Genomic DNA, 13966 nt, shown 5'->3' with positions numbered 1-13966 from the left:
ATTGAAAATTAAGAATTTTAATTTTTTGTAAAATTTAAATTATAGATGCCTTTAGTACACTAACTATTGCTTGATCATCTGCTGGAGATAAGTGTATTTGTTCATCCTTTAGTAGATACTGATTAGCACTTAATCGTGCTATTTCTTCTTTTAATAGTATCGCAATTTTAGGATGAATAACAATAAATTGATGATGGACTAATTGTTGAAAAATAGGTAGAGAATACAATTGAGGCAATAGTGCTAAAACTCCCTCACGACTCGTAAAAACCCATTGAACCTTTGTTTGTTGATGAAGATGGCTAAAGGTTTGATACACTTCATTACTCAATAAAGCGGGCCCTCGGCAATAAACAGCCAAGGTTTTAACCTTTATCCCCTTTTGCTGTAGCGTATGCTTAAACCATTCTCTACCCGTTTCTGCCCTTACAATTAAAACAGAGGAAAAAACCATGCCTTGATGCTCTATCGTACGCCACAATGCTTCAGAATCATTTCCTTTCTCAGCACAAATTATTTGTTGCACCGAAATACCTTGCTGCAATAAATATGCCTGAGTCGCCTGCCCTACACAAAGAAAGTAAGTAGAGGGGTTTATAAGATATTGTCCTTCTTTAACTAAATTAAAAAAATATTCTGCAGCACTTGAACTAACACAAAATATCGCATCAAACTCCTCTAAATGGCGTAAAGACCAACGTTCATTATCTGTTAAATCTGACAAACGAAAAGGTTTCAGCACAAGTGCAGGTACAGAAAGAACAGTAGCCGATTGTTGTACTTGAGCAAGTGATTGCTTTAATAAACCTGATAAATGATGATTCTTATCAATAGATCTTGTCAGTACAATAAGATGTTGCATACACTATTTATCCAACTTTGCTGCATTAATAGCTTGTTCAATTAATACTTTTGCGCCAGACTGTTTTAATACATCTGCTACTTCAATACCTAAGGTATAGGCCTGAGTCATATGCCCTCTTTTTTCAGCACGAATAATATGTGACCCATCGGTAGCCGCCACTAAGGCACGAAGATATAAGGTGTCATTTTCCAATACCGCATGAGCTGCTAGAGGCACTTGGCAAGACCCCCCTAATGCAAAAGAAACTGCCCTTTCTGCTATCGTACATGCCTGTGTATTATCATGTTTTAAGGCTTGTAATAAATCATACATATCTTGACGAGCTGCTAGAATCTCAATACCTAATGCACCTTGCCCTGCTGCTGGTAAACTCTCTTCAATAGTAATATAAGATTGGATTCGTTCTACTAGTTTTAATCGTTTAAGCCCTGCTGCTGCCAAAATAATCGCAGCATACTGCCCTTCATCTAATTTACGCAATCGTGTATCCAGATTACCTCGTAATGACTTAACGATAAGGTGGGGATAACGTTCACGAATTTGTGATTCTCGACGTAAACTAGATGTACCAACAATTGCACCTGCTGGTAAATCTGATAACTGAGTATAATCATTAGAAACAAAAGCATCTCGAGGATCTTCTCTTTCCATCACACACGCCAATTGAAAAGGATGCTGTAAGTCCACAGGTACATCTTTAAGGGAATGCACTGCTAAATCAGCCCGTCCATCTAATAAAGCCGTCTCAAGTTCTTTAACAAATAAACCTTTTCCACCCACTTTTGATAAAGTTTTATCTAAAATCTGATCCCCTCTTGTTGTCATCTTTAATAATTCAACTTTAGTCTGTGGGTATAAAGCAGATAATTTAGCTTGCACATATTCTGCCTGCCACAATGCCAAACGACTTTCACGCGTAGCAATTACTAATTTTTCAGGAATTTTTATTGATGACATATATGTTCCTACACAAAATAAAGTTAAATTTACTTGATATATAAGAAATCTAAGATTAACACCTGTTATTTCTAATATACCCAAACTAAAAGAAAGCCAGATAATCTATCTGGCTCTTATAAAACATAGTAGCTATTCTACCATTAATCAATGCATTATTTTGTTGCTTCTACTTGCATACTTGCTTTTTTACGTTTGGCAAGTAATAAGCCTATGGTAATAACAAATAAAGCACCGATAATTTCAGCCGCATATTTCATCGCTACAGATGCCGATTCTCCATTAAAGAAGTATTCAACCACTTTAACATCACTAATAAGCATACCCCCAGCAATCCAACCCAATAGACCAGCCCCACCAATAATCACGATAGGAAATTTATCAATTAGTTTAAGAACTAATGTACTTCCCCAAATAATGATAGGAACAGAAACCAATAAACCAAAGATAACATAAAAATATTGATGTTCTGGATCCGCATGCTGTGCTGTCCCTGCAATCGCCAGTACATTATCAAGACTCATCACAAAATCCGCAATTAAAATCGTCTTAACTGCTGACCATACAGTTGTACCACCTTGGATACTATTATGATCATCATGCTCTGGCAATAATAACTTAATGCCAATCCAAAGCAATAATACCCCACCAATTACTTTTAAGAAGGGAATATTTAAAAGCTGCATAGCGAAGAAAATTAAGACAATTCGCATAGCAATCGCACCAAATGTACCCCATAAGATACCTTGCATACGTTTACTTTTTTCTAAATTACGAGACGCTAATGCAATAATCACCGCATTATCGCCTCCTAATAAAATATCAATCAGTACAATACCACCAACAACACCCCAATGTATCGTTTCAAACCACTCTATCATCTTATTCCTTTAAATGAAAAATTACGCTAAATTTTAGCAAAATTACGCTTATTGTATCCTACAATTTATCGTATGCCTATTAGGATTACCTTGTTTTTTAATAAAGTTTTTGTAAACAAATAAAAACCGCCACTACTAAAAGTAATGACGGTTTTATGCATTAAAAGGTCAAATTAAAGAACAGTTTTCAATAATTTACCCATTTCAGATGGATTACGAGTAGTTTTGATACCGCACTCTTCCATAACAGCAAGTTTTGCATCTGCTGTATCAGCACCACCAGAAATTAACGCACCTGCATGACCCATACGTTTACCTGCTGGCGCTGTCACACCTGCAATAAAGCCAACGATTGGTTTTTTCATATTGTCTTTTGCCCATAATGCCGCATTGACTTCATCAGGACCACCGATTTCACCAATCATGATAACCGCATCTGTATCAGGATCATCATTAAACATTTTGAGAATATCAATATGTTTTAGACCATTAATTGGATCACCACCAATACCAACAGCTGTTGATTGACCTAAACCAAGACCAGTTACTTGAGCAACTGCTTCATAAGTTAATGTACCTGAACGAGATACAATACCAATACGACCTTTACGATGAATATGACCAGGCATAATACCGATTTTAATTTCATCAGGTGTAATTAAACCAGGGCAGTTAGGGCCTAGTAGTAGTGTTTTACTGTTCATTTCACGCATACGGCTACGCACCATTAACATATCACGAACAGGGATACCTTCTGTAATACAAATAGCTAAATCTAACTCTGCTTCAACGGCTTCAAGAATTGCCGCTGCTGCACCTGCTGGTGGTACATAAATAACAGAAACTGTTGCACCTGTTTGTTCTTTAGCATCTTTGACAGTACCATAAATAGGAATACCTTCAAAGTCTTCGCCCGCACGTTTAGGATTTACACCTGCAACAAAACACTCTTTACCATTGGCATATTCACGGCACATACGAGTGTGAAATTGCCCTGTTTTACCTGTGATCCCTTGGGTAATCACTTTGGTATCTTTATTAATAAGAATAGACATTGCTCGATTCCTTATTTATTAGCAGCTTCAACAACTTTAGTCGCTGCTTCAGCCATTGTGTCAGCACTGATAATAGGCAAACCAGAGTCAGCCAACATTTGTTTACCTAATTCTTCGTTTGTCCCTTTCATACGAACAACAAGTGGTACATCTAATTGCACAGCATGGCACGCTTGGATAATCCCTTCAGCAATAACATCACAACGCATGATACCACCAAAGATATTTACCAGAATCGCTTTAACCCCTTCATTTTTCAACATAATTTTGAAGGCTTCAGTCACTTTCTCTGCTGTTGCACCACCACCAACGTCAAGGAAGTTAGCGGGTTCACCACCAAATAGTTTAATAGTATCCATTGTTGCCATCGCTAAACCAGCACCGTTTACTAAGCAACCAATATTACCATCTAACTGAATGTAAGCAAGATCAAATTTACTAGCTTCAACTTCAGCAGGATCTTCTTCGTCTAAGTCACGGTATTCAACGATTTCTGGATGACGGAATAAAGCATTAGAGTCAAAATTAAACTTAGCATCTAACGCACGTACATGGCCATCACCCGTAAGAATTAATGGATTAATCTCTGCTAAAGAAGCATCTGTATCCCAATACGCTTTGTATAGTTTTTGGAATTGATCTGCTGCTTCAGCAACGGTTTCTTCTGGAATACCAATACCACGCGCTAATTGTGAAGCTTCTTCTGTTGTCAATCCAACAAGTGGATCTACAAAAACTTTAAGAATTTTCTCTGGTGTTTTAGCAGCAACTTCTTCAATATCCATGCCGCCTTCGCTTGATGCCATCACGCAAACACGTTGTGTATTACGATCTGTTACGATACCAACATAGTACTCTTTTTTAATATCGGCACCTTCTTCGATCAATAAGCGATTAACTTTTTGACCTTGTGGACCTGTTTGATGAGTGACTAACTGCATACCCAAAATTTGAGAAGAAAGTTCGCGTACTTCTTCGATAGAGCGTGCTAATTTAACACCACCACCTTTACCGCGACCACCCGCGTGAATTTGAGCTTTAACAACCCAAACTGGACCACCTAATTGTTCGGCAGCTTTAACAGCTTCTTCAACAGAAAAAGCAGGAATGCCACGAGGTACATTCACGCCAAATCCTTTCAGAAGTTCTTTGCCTTGATACTCATGAATCTTCATAGTTAACCTATAAGAAGTGAATAAAACCCTTAAATCTATAAGAGCACAAAAAAACGAAATTGTCGGCACTCATTCCCTAAGGAATATGTCAACTAGGTTTATTGTAACCTATTAAAGCCGTTAAAAACAAATATTTTTTATGCTTTTTAAGCAGTTTCTTCCGTTGTTACTTCTACCTCAGGGATAATATCTCCCTCATGCCATTCAAAGACTGCTATTGATTCCACATGAGCAGTATGTGGGAACATATTAACCACACCAGCACTTATTAAACGATAGCCTCCTTGTTTTACCAATACGCCCGCATCTCTTGCTAATGTTGCAGGATTACAGGAAACATAGACAATCCGTTTTGGTCGCTCATTTTCTTTTAATTGAGCCAGTGCCTTAGCGACTGCAAAAGCTCCCTCTCGAGGAGGATCAATCAACATACGATCAAAATAGCCTAAATCACGCAGCCACTGTACATCCACTTCAAATAAGTTTAATGTTGAAAAACGTGTTTTATTATCTAAACCATGCTGTGCTGTAGCAGCAAGCGCCCTATCTGTTAAAGCAGAACTTCCTTCTATACCAACGACTTCTTTCGCTTGCGTGGCTAAGGGTAAGGTAAAATTACCTAATCCACAAAATAAATCAGCCACTCTATCTGTTGGTTTAACTTCTAATAAACTAAGTGCTTTAGCAATTAAACTACGATTAATAAAGTAATTCACCTGTGTAAAGTCACTAGGCTTATAGTGCATTCGCAAACCAAACTGTGGTAGCGTATAGGCTAAACGGTTTTCATCTTCTAGATGTAATGGTTTTAAGGTATCGGGTCCTTTGGCTTGTGTCCACCAAACAATATTATGCTGCTGAGCAAATTGATCCATTTGTTCAATATCACTCGGCAATAATGGCACCATATGACGAAGTGCCAAGACAATACAGGTATCACCAACTGCCACTTCAATTTGAGGTACTTCTTCTTTTACACTTAATCCCCCTATTAAGGTGCGTAGTGGTATAAGCAAATCAGATACCTCTTTAGGAAGAACAAGGCATTCTTTCATATCAACAACATAACGGCCTTTTTTCTCTCTAAAACCAACTAATACTTCGCCCTTCTTACGAACATAACGAACCGATAGACGCGCACGGAAACGGTATCCCCATGTTGGTCCATAAATAGGCGGTAAGACATGAGGAATCGTTAGTTGAGCAATATGTTTGAAATTATCTTCCAATGTTCTTTGTTTAGCAGCAACCTGTGCAGAGGGCTCAACATGTTGCATAGCACAACCACCACAGATACCAAAATTAGGGCATTTTGGTGTTACTCGCATAAAAGACTCTTTAATTACTCGTACAGTATGTGCATTCTCGTACGCTTCTTTTTTACGATAAATATTGGCTTCTACTACCTCTCTGGGTAAAGCACCTTCCACAAAAACAACTTTCCCCTCTCGACGAGCGATACCACGGGCCTCGTTATCAAGGGATTCAATGGATAAAATTTCAGACATTATACTTCCTAACCAAGGATAAAAAAGAAAGTATTTTACTATAAATCCCCTATGTTATAGATAGAATAAATTATCAATATTCAATGAAAATAATCCTTTTTAAATCTTTCACTATAAAATATTTTTATTAATAACTATAGTATTAACTTATTGAAAATATTATTCTTTTTAGTAGATTTACGTATATGAAGCACATACTTCTATCACACATACTATTTTATATTGATGACGCTTGACTATATACTAGCCAAAAAAAACCTCGGCATAAAAACCGAGGCAAACAGGGAGAGGAAAATTTAAATGAGAAGATGTTTAATAAACCATCAATTCACTAAACATTGACTCTATTATGCCCTAAAGTTCATTTCAAAATCATTACACATCCCCCTTAAATATTTCATTCTCTTTCACACCGATATAAATTTATTAAATAACAAAATAAATCAATGAGTTAGGGCTTTTAAATCACCATGACAATCTAGTCAATTTTTATTTGTATATTTTAAAAATAAACCTATTATTTAAACACTATTTACTACTTTTCCATAACAAGCATAGATTACTCAATTAAATACCGAGTTTCCTAATAGATACGCTAAACCTAACACTTCTTATTACTAAAAACACCGCTTATTTAAGCGGTGTTTTACTTTAATCGATTTAAAGAATCAGTGGTGATTATTGTTTACCATGATGCCCATCATGTTTATCACCTTTTTTGCCTTTATGATCATAATTTTTCTGACCGAACGCTTTTTTATCATGGTTCTGGCGAAGATGAGTTGTTGCTTTTTCTTTCTGTGTATCGTCTAAGCTATCCCAAAAAGTAAGTGTTTTAGCACGAATATCTTCTCTATTTTTTTCCAACTGGGCTTTAGCTTGATCACCATTTTCAAGTAAAGCTTTTAAATCAACGACTTTTTCAGCTAATAAAGCTTTACGCTGTTCAGCGATTTTGTTCATTTCATTTTTACGTGCTTCAAATGCAGCTTTTCTTGCTTCACCAATAGCATCAAATTTAGCTTTTTGATCTGCATTAAGATCAAGCTCTTTAATTAATTTAGGGCTAAATAACCCAAACTTTGCATGACCTTGTTTATTTTCATGAAATGATTTTTGGCTATATTCTGCTTTTGCTTCTGGGGCTATCTGAGTTTCTTGTGCAAAACCAGTACCTACAATACCAAATGCTAATGCTGAAGTTAATAAAAGTTTTTTTAATGAAGCTGTTTTCATTATGTACTCCTTTGTTATGTACTCATAAATAAATTAGTGATGTCATTATGACAAACAAGCAATTTCAAATATATTTCGCAACAAAGTTAAATTATTTCTTTCTCTTTCAGCTATTATTAAGTAGCAATAAATGCTTTTTTTACCAGCAATACCAGAGTATTAGTCGAAATAAGGTAAAAATAGCAAAATATAGTTCGCCTAAAACGAGCAATATTCTTAACCAGTAACTTCTAATACCTATATTTATTTGATAAGTTATATTGCTAAAAAAGAGCATTCTTTTTATCAGAATGCTCTCTATACCCATCTATACCCAACCAAGAGTTATACTTACTTAGGCAAATAAGATTGGGGATTAACAGGTGTTCCATTACGACGAATCTCAAAGTGTAAACGAGGCGATGTCGTATCAGATTGACCTAACTCAGCAATTGTTTGTCCCTTAGAAACTTGCTGATTTTGTCTGACTAATAATTTGCTATTATGTGCATAGGCAGAAATAAAACCATTACTATGCGTAATCAAGACTAAATTACCTAAACCACGCAAGCCATTTCCGACATAAGAAACAGTACCAGCTGCGGCTGCTTTAACAGGATCACCAATCTTACCCGCAATATCAATACCACGTGTGCTACTTGAGTACCCTGTAATAATATTACCGCGATGAGGCCATTCCCAAGCAATTAATGATGCATCAGATGCTCTCGCAACATTTGTGTTATTGGTTTTGCTTGCGGTTGCATTATTTGTTGTACGATTTGCACTACTAGCTGCTGTTGTACGAGAAGCATTACTTGCTCCATCAGAAAGTCGAATACGTTGCCCTACTTCAATTTGAGAGGGGTCAGCAATACTGTTTAAACTCAAAATGCGATTAACAGGTACATTATAACGACGAGAAATACTATAAAGTGTGTCCCCCTTTTGTACAATATGCACACCCGATCCACTATAAGCGCCACTTGATCCACCAATGGTAGAAATAGGTGCTTTATTGCTGCCTGCACATCCCGCTAATACGGCAGCAACAAGACTCAAACCAACTATATAAGACTTTTTCATCATTCATTAAACCTATTTATAACTTCTAAAAAATATCAACGTTGTACCCCTGCTAAGAGCGGTACAAAACGTGTTTCTTCCAATTCTGTACGTACCCAATCTTGCTGACCTTTACGTTCAATCAATACTAATCGTTGTTGAGACGTTCCTTCTGGTGCTATTAATCGCCCACCAATAGCAAGCTGTGATAATAAGGCTTGTGGAATTTTCAAACCAGCTGCTGCAATAATGATAGCATCAAAAGGGGCATGAGTTGGTAAACCTTGCATTCCATCGCCTAATATAGAATGGATAGGCGGTAAACCTATCATTTTAGCAATATTCTGCTTAGCTAAGTGATATAAACCCTCAATTCGTTCAATTGAATACACTTCTTGGAAAATACAAGCTAGAACAGCTGCTTGATAGCCACAACCCGTGCCGATTTCCAATACTTTTTTTGCAGTACGTTGCTCAATTAGTAAAGAAATCATTCTTGCTACAACAGATGGCATAGAAATAGTTTGACCAAAACCAATAGGCAATGCTTCATCTTCATAGGCTCGTACAGCTGTTCCTTGATCCATAAAATGATGTCGCTTTATTTGCATTAAGGCTTTAAGCACTCTATCATCTGTAATCCCATTGACCACCTTTAACCGATGCACCATATTAATCCGCAATTGGTCTGAATTAAGTCCTTTATTTTGTAATAAAGCACTTTGCACCTGCTCGCGTAAAGCACGACCAATAGGACTACCCTCTTGTTGGTTTCCTTTTCTCACCTTTGTATTACTATTTTGAGAAAGACTAACACCTCGAGAAGATAGTGTTGGCTTAGCAAAACGAACGGTGTTACTTCCCTGTATAAGCCTTGCATTACTATTACTTAGCGTAATTTTAGCCTTTTTATGCATTATTGTTTAATCCACTGCTTGGTCTGAGACAATAGCTCAAAATGTGTTAGGTCTAGCTGTAATGGCGTAATAGACACTTGCCCTCTTTTGATTGCCATAAAATCCGTATCTTCACTTGTATCCAAAATTTCACCAACAGGCCCTATCCAGTAAATAGGATCGCCATGAGGGTTTTGACTTTTAATAACATCTTGACTAGGATGACGGCGCCCTAAACGCGTAATTTGAATATCTTCAAAATTATGGTGTGGTAAGGGAGGAATATTCACATTTAACAAGGTACTAGAAGGATGAGGATAGGCTATTTGGTGTTGAACAATTTGATTAGCAATATCAACAGCAGCATCAAGATTGGTCCAATTACGTTCAGTTAAAGAAAAAGCAATCGCTGAATAGCCAAATAAAAATCCCTCTGTCGCTGCTGCTACCGTACCAGAATATAAAGTATCCTCTCCTAAATTAGCCCCATTATTAATACCAGAAACCACTAAATCAGGTTTAAAATCCAATATACCTGTTAAGGCAACATGGATACAATCACTTGGTGTACCATTAACATAAAAAAAACCATTAGGCGCTTGTTTAACCGACAGGGGACGATTAACACTTAACGAATTAGACGCACCACTATGATTAACTTCGGGTGCAAACACCGTTACATCTGCCCACGCTGACAAAGCATGGTATAAGCGTTCTAACCCCAGTGCATTATAACCATCATCATTAGAAAGTAAAATACGCTTTTTCATTATTTATCACCATTTTCAGAATTTTACTCAATATACTATAAACACTAAAAACATCAAAAATATTTTTATCTCTCATTAGACGAGTAAAACAAAACAGACCGTATTTTACCTGTTTTTTATCAAAAACTAAAAGCAAAAAAATCAACTTATCTAAAACAATCCTCTCGCTTTATTCACTTTATTTTAAAAGGATTTTTAACGATAGACCCTATCCCTATTTTATCTGTATATAATGAACTAATTTTTCTTGGTAATCAATGTTTCATCAAAGGATCATTGCTTACCTTAACCATTCATTCGATATTTATTATGCTTGTGCTTTATACAATTATTGCTGCCATTATTGCCTACCTTATTGGTTCAATTCCTTTTGCAATCATTACGAGTCGTTTATTTAAATTACAAGACCCTAGACAATTTGGTTCAGGTAATCCTGGTGCAACTAATGTACTCAGAAGTGGCCATAAAATTGCAGCGGCATTGACACTATTTGGTGATGCTTTTAAAGGATGGATCGCCGTTTATTTAGCACAACAATATTTCCCTCACCATACAACTAGCATTGCTATTGTTGCAGTCGCTGTATTTTTAGGTCATCTCTATTCTATTTTCCTTTCATTTAAAGGTGGTAAAGGCGTAGCAACTGCTATTGGTGTATTATTAGCCTGCGACCCTATGCTAGCAATTATTCTTATTATTATCTGGTTACTGGTTTTTTTATTATTCCGTTATTCATCACTAGCCGCACTTATTGCTGCTTTAAATGCACCTTTTTTATATCTTATTCTATCACTACAAGATTACCGATTCGATGGAAGTCTATTTATAGCCATTCTGGTGATTTCTATTTTGCTTATTTATCGTCATAAAGCGAATATCACTAAATTATTAACCGGTAAAGAAGCTAAATTTTCAAAAAAAGCTTCTCGTAAAAAACGGCATTAATGGTGTTAGATTTTAATAAAATAATAACACTCAATACTACCATCACAAAAAGCACTTTTTCAATTAAAAGTGCTTTTCTTATGAAGGTATCTCACTGAAATTTTAACTTATATTAAAACTAATACAGTACCTATAACTCATCTAAAGCCCAACGTGGTCGCACACTTTCCCCATATTGTTTGTGAGACAAATCAACTAAGCCTGCTTTCACCCTTTCACTCGTGGCATGAGCAATCATTGCACCATTATCCGTACAAAGTTGAAGTGGAGGAAAATATACCGTTCCACCTCTTTTTTGCATTTCAGCCGTTAAAAATGCGCGCAGTTGTTTATTAGCACCAACACCGCCAGCCACGACTAATCTTTTTAATCCACTCTCTTTAACGGCTTTAATTGCTTTAAAACCCAGCACATCTACAATAGCAGCTTGTACACTAGCCGCAAGATTAGCTTTATCTTGAGTATCAAGAGTACCCTTTTCTGCTTCTATTTTATGTAAAGTAGTGAGGACTGCCGTTTTAAGCCCACTAAAGCTAAAATCTAAATCATGACTATATTTCATAGGACGAGGTAATGAATAAACGGTTTCATCCCCTTGTTCAGCTAACTTAGAAAGATGAGGGCCACCAGGATAGGGCAATCCTAACAATTTAGCTGATTTATCAAAAGCCTCGCCAGCAGCATCATCTAAGGTTTCTCCTAATAATTCATATTGCCCTACCCCATCTACTCGCATAATTTGTGTATGTCCACCCGATACCAATAAAGCAATAAAGGGAAACGCAGGGACAGGATCCGCCAACATAGGTGAAAGCAAATGCCCTTCTAAGTGGTGAATAGGAATAGCTGGTAAGTTATGACTCCATGCAAATGCCTGTGCAACAGAAGCCCCTACTAATAAAGCACCTGCTAAACCAGGCCCTGCAGTATAAGCAACAGCATCAATGTCTTGCAAAGAAAGATTAGCCTCTTTTATCACCGTTTCAATTAAAGGAATAACACGGCGAATATGATCCCGAGAAGCCAATTCGGGTACTACCCCTCCATAAGCCTGATGCATGGCAATTTGCGTATGCAAAGCGTGTGCCAATAACCCCTGTTCAGTATCGACAATAGCGACACCTGTTTCATCACAAGAACTTTCTATTCCTAAAATTTTCATTATTTTCTATAGCCATTTGTTGTAAATTTAAGACGAACCGCTTTTTTATTCCCTATAATTTTATCAGTAAGTTGGAATAAATCCCATAAGCAACTTAGGCAAGACTAAAATATACACTTTATCATGTAACCTATTGGAACATTTCTATGCTAGAACCTCTATTTAAGCTACGAGAAAACGGCACCGATATTCGTACTGAAGTATTAGCTGGGTTAACCACTTTCTTAACAATGGCTTATATTATTTTTGTTAATCCTAAAATCCTAGAAACCACAGGAATGGATACTGGCTCTATTTTTGTTGCAACATGTCTAGCAGCTGCTGTAGGCTCATTTATTATGGCATTTGTAGCAAATTGGCCAATCGGTATGGCACCGGGAATGGGGCTTAATGCTTTTTTTGCTTTTGTTGCAGTCGGTTCAATGGGTTATTCATGGCAACAAGCATTAGGGGCTGTTTTTATTTCAGGTATTATTTTCTTAATCCTAACCATCACAGGCATACGTAAGTGGTTAATTGATGGTATTCCACACTCCCTTCGCTCTGCTATAGTAGCAGGTATTGGTCTATTTTTAGCCTTTATTGGCTTACAGTCTGCTGGTATCGTTGTTGATAATCCTGCCACCCTTACAAGTCACGGTGATTTAAAATCCGCACCTGTTCTTTTTGCTTTTTTAGGTTTTTTCATTATTGTGGTACTTGATGTATTACAGATTAAAGGGGCTATTCTTATTGGGATTTTAAGTATTACGCTATTATCCATCTTAACAGGCCATACCGCGACACCTGAATCTATTTTATCACTCCCCCCTTCTATTGCACCTACTTTCTTACAGTTAGATATTATTGGGGCATTTGACAAGGGACTCTTTAATGTTATTCTCGTTTTTGTATTAGTTGAAATTTTTGATGCAACAGGTACGATGATCGGCATTGCCAGAAAAGCAGGTCTTGTAACTACAGGCAAGAGAAACAATTTAGGACGTGCTTTATTTGCTGATTCAACCGCTATTTTATCTGGCTCATTAATTGGAACAAGTAGTACAACAGCCTATGTTGAAAGTATTGCTGGTGTGCAAGCAGGTGGACGTACGGGATTAACTGCTTTTGTGATTGGTGTACTTTTCCTACTTTCTTTATTATTCTCACCAGTGGCTGGTATTGTTCCTCCCTATGCAACAGCACCTGCTCTTGTATATGTTGCTATCTTAATGTTACGTGAACTCACTGATATTAATTGGAAAGATATGACTGATGTTGTACCTGCTGCTATCACAGTTATCTTCACCCCATTTACCTACTCTATTGCAGAAGGTATTGCATTCGGTTTTATTAGTTACGTTATTCTAAAAACATGTACAGGACGTATTAAAGAAATTCATCCAGCTACTGTTTTAGTAGCAAGCTTATTTATCATACGTTTTGCTTTAGTCTAAATAAGTAGTAGGTTATAGAGATAGACATCTAATCAC

Annotated in this window: 13 protein-coding genes; 2 read left to right on the top strand and 11 right to left on the bottom strand. The window is 36.7% G+C overall.

Translation table 11 applies throughout. The features are described from left to right. Positions 1–34: 34 nt before the first annotated feature. From F9B76_RS01475 to surE, 10 genes are all read right to left on the bottom strand, one after another. Positions 35–862: a uroporphyrinogen-III synthase gene (locus F9B76_RS01475; protein WP_159990487.1), complete on the bottom strand. Its 828-nt coding sequence runs from the start codon at positions 860–862 to the stop codon at positions 35–37. A 3-nt stretch (positions 863–865) separates the two neighbouring features. Further along, on the bottom strand, positions 866–1822 hold the full coding sequence (gene hemC / locus F9B76_RS01470) for a hydroxymethylbilane synthase (RefSeq protein ID WP_423805509.1): 957 nt from the start codon (positions 1820–1822) through the stop codon (positions 866–868). Positions 1823–1977: 155 nt separating this feature from the next. Next, the gene (locus F9B76_RS01465) at positions 1978–2703 is read right to left on the bottom strand and encodes a TerC family protein (RefSeq protein ID WP_159990486.1); all 726 of its coding nucleotides are present in this window, start codon (positions 2701–2703) and stop codon (positions 1978–1980) included. Between the two features lie 173 nt (positions 2704–2876). Further along, positions 2877–3758, bottom strand: coding sequence for a succinate--CoA ligase subunit alpha (gene sucD, locus F9B76_RS01460; protein ID WP_159990485.1), 882 nt, complete (start codon positions 3756–3758; stop codon positions 2877–2879). Positions 3759–3769: 11 nt separating this feature from the next. Further along, positions 3770–4933, bottom strand: a complete 1164-nt coding sequence (sucC, locus tag F9B76_RS01455; RefSeq protein ID WP_159990484.1) for an ADP-forming succinate--CoA ligase subunit beta — start codon at positions 4931–4933, stop codon at positions 3770–3772. A 146-nt stretch (positions 4934–5079) separates the two neighbouring features. Continuing rightward, positions 5080–6441 carry a 23S rRNA (uracil(1939)-C(5))-methyltransferase RlmD gene (rlmD, locus tag F9B76_RS01450; protein WP_159990483.1) on the bottom strand — a complete coding sequence of 454 codons (1362 nt, stop codon included), beginning with the start codon at positions 6439–6441 and terminating at the stop codon, positions 5080–5082. A gap of 678 nt (positions 6442–7119) precedes the next feature. Next, entirely contained in the window at positions 7120–7677 is a 558-nt protein-coding gene (locus tag F9B76_RS01445) for a Spy/CpxP family protein refolding chaperone (RefSeq protein WP_159990482.1), read from the bottom strand. 330 nt (positions 7678–8007) lie between these two features. Next, complete coding sequence (locus F9B76_RS01440) at positions 8008–8745, bottom strand: peptidoglycan DD-metalloendopeptidase family protein (protein ID WP_159990481.1); 738 nt, start codon at positions 8743–8745, stop codon at positions 8008–8010. Positions 8746–8777: 32 nt separating this feature from the next. Continuing rightward, positions 8778–9638 carry a protein-L-isoaspartate(D-aspartate) O-methyltransferase gene (locus F9B76_RS01435; RefSeq protein ID WP_159990480.1) on the bottom strand — a complete coding sequence of 287 codons (861 nt, stop codon included), beginning with the start codon at positions 9636–9638 and terminating at the stop codon, positions 8778–8780. Then, the gene (gene surE, locus F9B76_RS01430) at positions 9638–10387 is read right to left on the bottom strand and encodes a 5'/3'-nucleotidase SurE (RefSeq protein ID WP_159990479.1); all 750 of its coding nucleotides are present in this window, start codon (positions 10385–10387) and stop codon (positions 9638–9640) included. Before surE ends, F9B76_RS01435 begins: the two co-directional genes overlap by 1 nt. A 309-nt stretch (positions 10388–10696) precedes the next feature. On the opposite strand from surE, the gene plsY reads away from it, so the two are divergent. After that, positions 10697–11332: a glycerol-3-phosphate 1-O-acyltransferase PlsY gene (plsY, locus tag F9B76_RS01425; protein ID WP_159990478.1), complete on the top strand. Its 636-nt coding sequence runs from the start codon at positions 10697–10699 to the stop codon at positions 11330–11332. A gap of 130 nt (positions 11333–11462) precedes the next feature. Here plsY and tsaD read toward each other — a convergent pair whose 3' ends face one another. After that, on the bottom strand, positions 11463–12494 hold the full coding sequence (gene tsaD / locus F9B76_RS01420) for a tRNA (adenosine(37)-N6)-threonylcarbamoyltransferase complex transferase subunit TsaD (protein ID WP_159990477.1): 1032 nt from the start codon (positions 12492–12494) through the stop codon (positions 11463–11465). Positions 12495–12640: 146 nt separating this feature from the next. On the opposite strand from tsaD, the gene F9B76_RS01415 reads away from it, so the two are divergent. Then, the gene (locus F9B76_RS01415; protein ID WP_159990476.1) at positions 12641–13930 is read left to right on the top strand and encodes an NCS2 family permease; all 1290 of its coding nucleotides are present in this window, start codon (positions 12641–12643) and stop codon (positions 13928–13930) included. Positions 13931–13966: the final 36 nt, after the last annotated feature.

It is taken from the genome of Pelistega ratti, assembly GCF_009833965.1.
Classification (GTDB): Bacteria; Pseudomonadota; Gammaproteobacteria; order Burkholderiales; family Burkholderiaceae_B; genus Taylorella; species Taylorella ratti.
The sequence above is the reverse complement of the archived record's forward strand: the minus strand, read 5'-3'. Positions and strand labels throughout refer to the sequence as shown.

Bases quoted from the DNA above. Each gene is read 5' to 3' on its own strand.
- tsaD (WP_159990477.1), bottom strand. From the start codon at position 12,494: ATGAAAATTTTAGGAATAGAAAGTTCTTGTGATGAAACAGGTGTCGCT.
- F9B76_RS01445 (WP_159990482.1), bottom strand. From the start codon at position 7,677: ATGAAAACAGCTTCATTAAAAAAACTTTTATTAACTTCAGCATTAGCA.
- F9B76_RS01465 (WP_159990486.1), bottom strand. From the start codon at position 2,703: ATGATAGAGTGGTTTGAAACGATACATTGGGGTGTTGTTGGTGGTATT.
- sucD (WP_159990485.1), bottom strand. From the start codon at position 3,758: ATGTCTATTCTTATTAATAAAGATACCAAAGTGATTACCCAAGGGATC.
- hemC (WP_423805509.1), bottom strand. From the start codon at position 1,822: ATGTCATCAATAAAAATTCCTGAAAAATTAGTAATTGCTACGCGTGAA.
- F9B76_RS01440 (WP_159990481.1), bottom strand. From the start codon at position 8,745: ATGATGAAAAAGTCTTATATAGTTGGTTTGAGTCTTGTTGCTGCCGTA.
- F9B76_RS01415 (WP_159990476.1), top strand. From the start codon at position 12,641: ATGCTAGAACCTCTATTTAAGCTACGAGAAAACGGCACCGATATTCGT.
- rlmD (WP_159990483.1), bottom strand. From the start codon at position 6,441: ATGTCTGAAATTTTATCCATTGAATCCCTTGATAACGAGGCCCGTGGT.
- F9B76_RS01435 (WP_159990480.1), bottom strand. From the start codon at position 9,638: ATGCATAAAAAGGCTAAAATTACGCTAAGTAATAGTAATGCAAGGCTT.
- sucC (WP_159990484.1), bottom strand. From the start codon at position 4,933: ATGAAGATTCATGAGTATCAAGGCAAAGAACTTCTGAAAGGATTTGGC.
- surE (WP_159990479.1), bottom strand. From the start codon at position 10,387: ATGAAAAAGCGTATTTTACTTTCTAATGATGATGGTTATAATGCACTG.
- F9B76_RS01475 (WP_159990487.1), bottom strand. From the start codon at position 862: ATGCAACATCTTATTGTACTGACAAGATCTATTGATAAGAATCATCAT.
- plsY (WP_159990478.1), top strand. From the start codon at position 10,697: ATGCTTGTGCTTTATACAATTATTGCTGCCATTATTGCCTACCTTATT.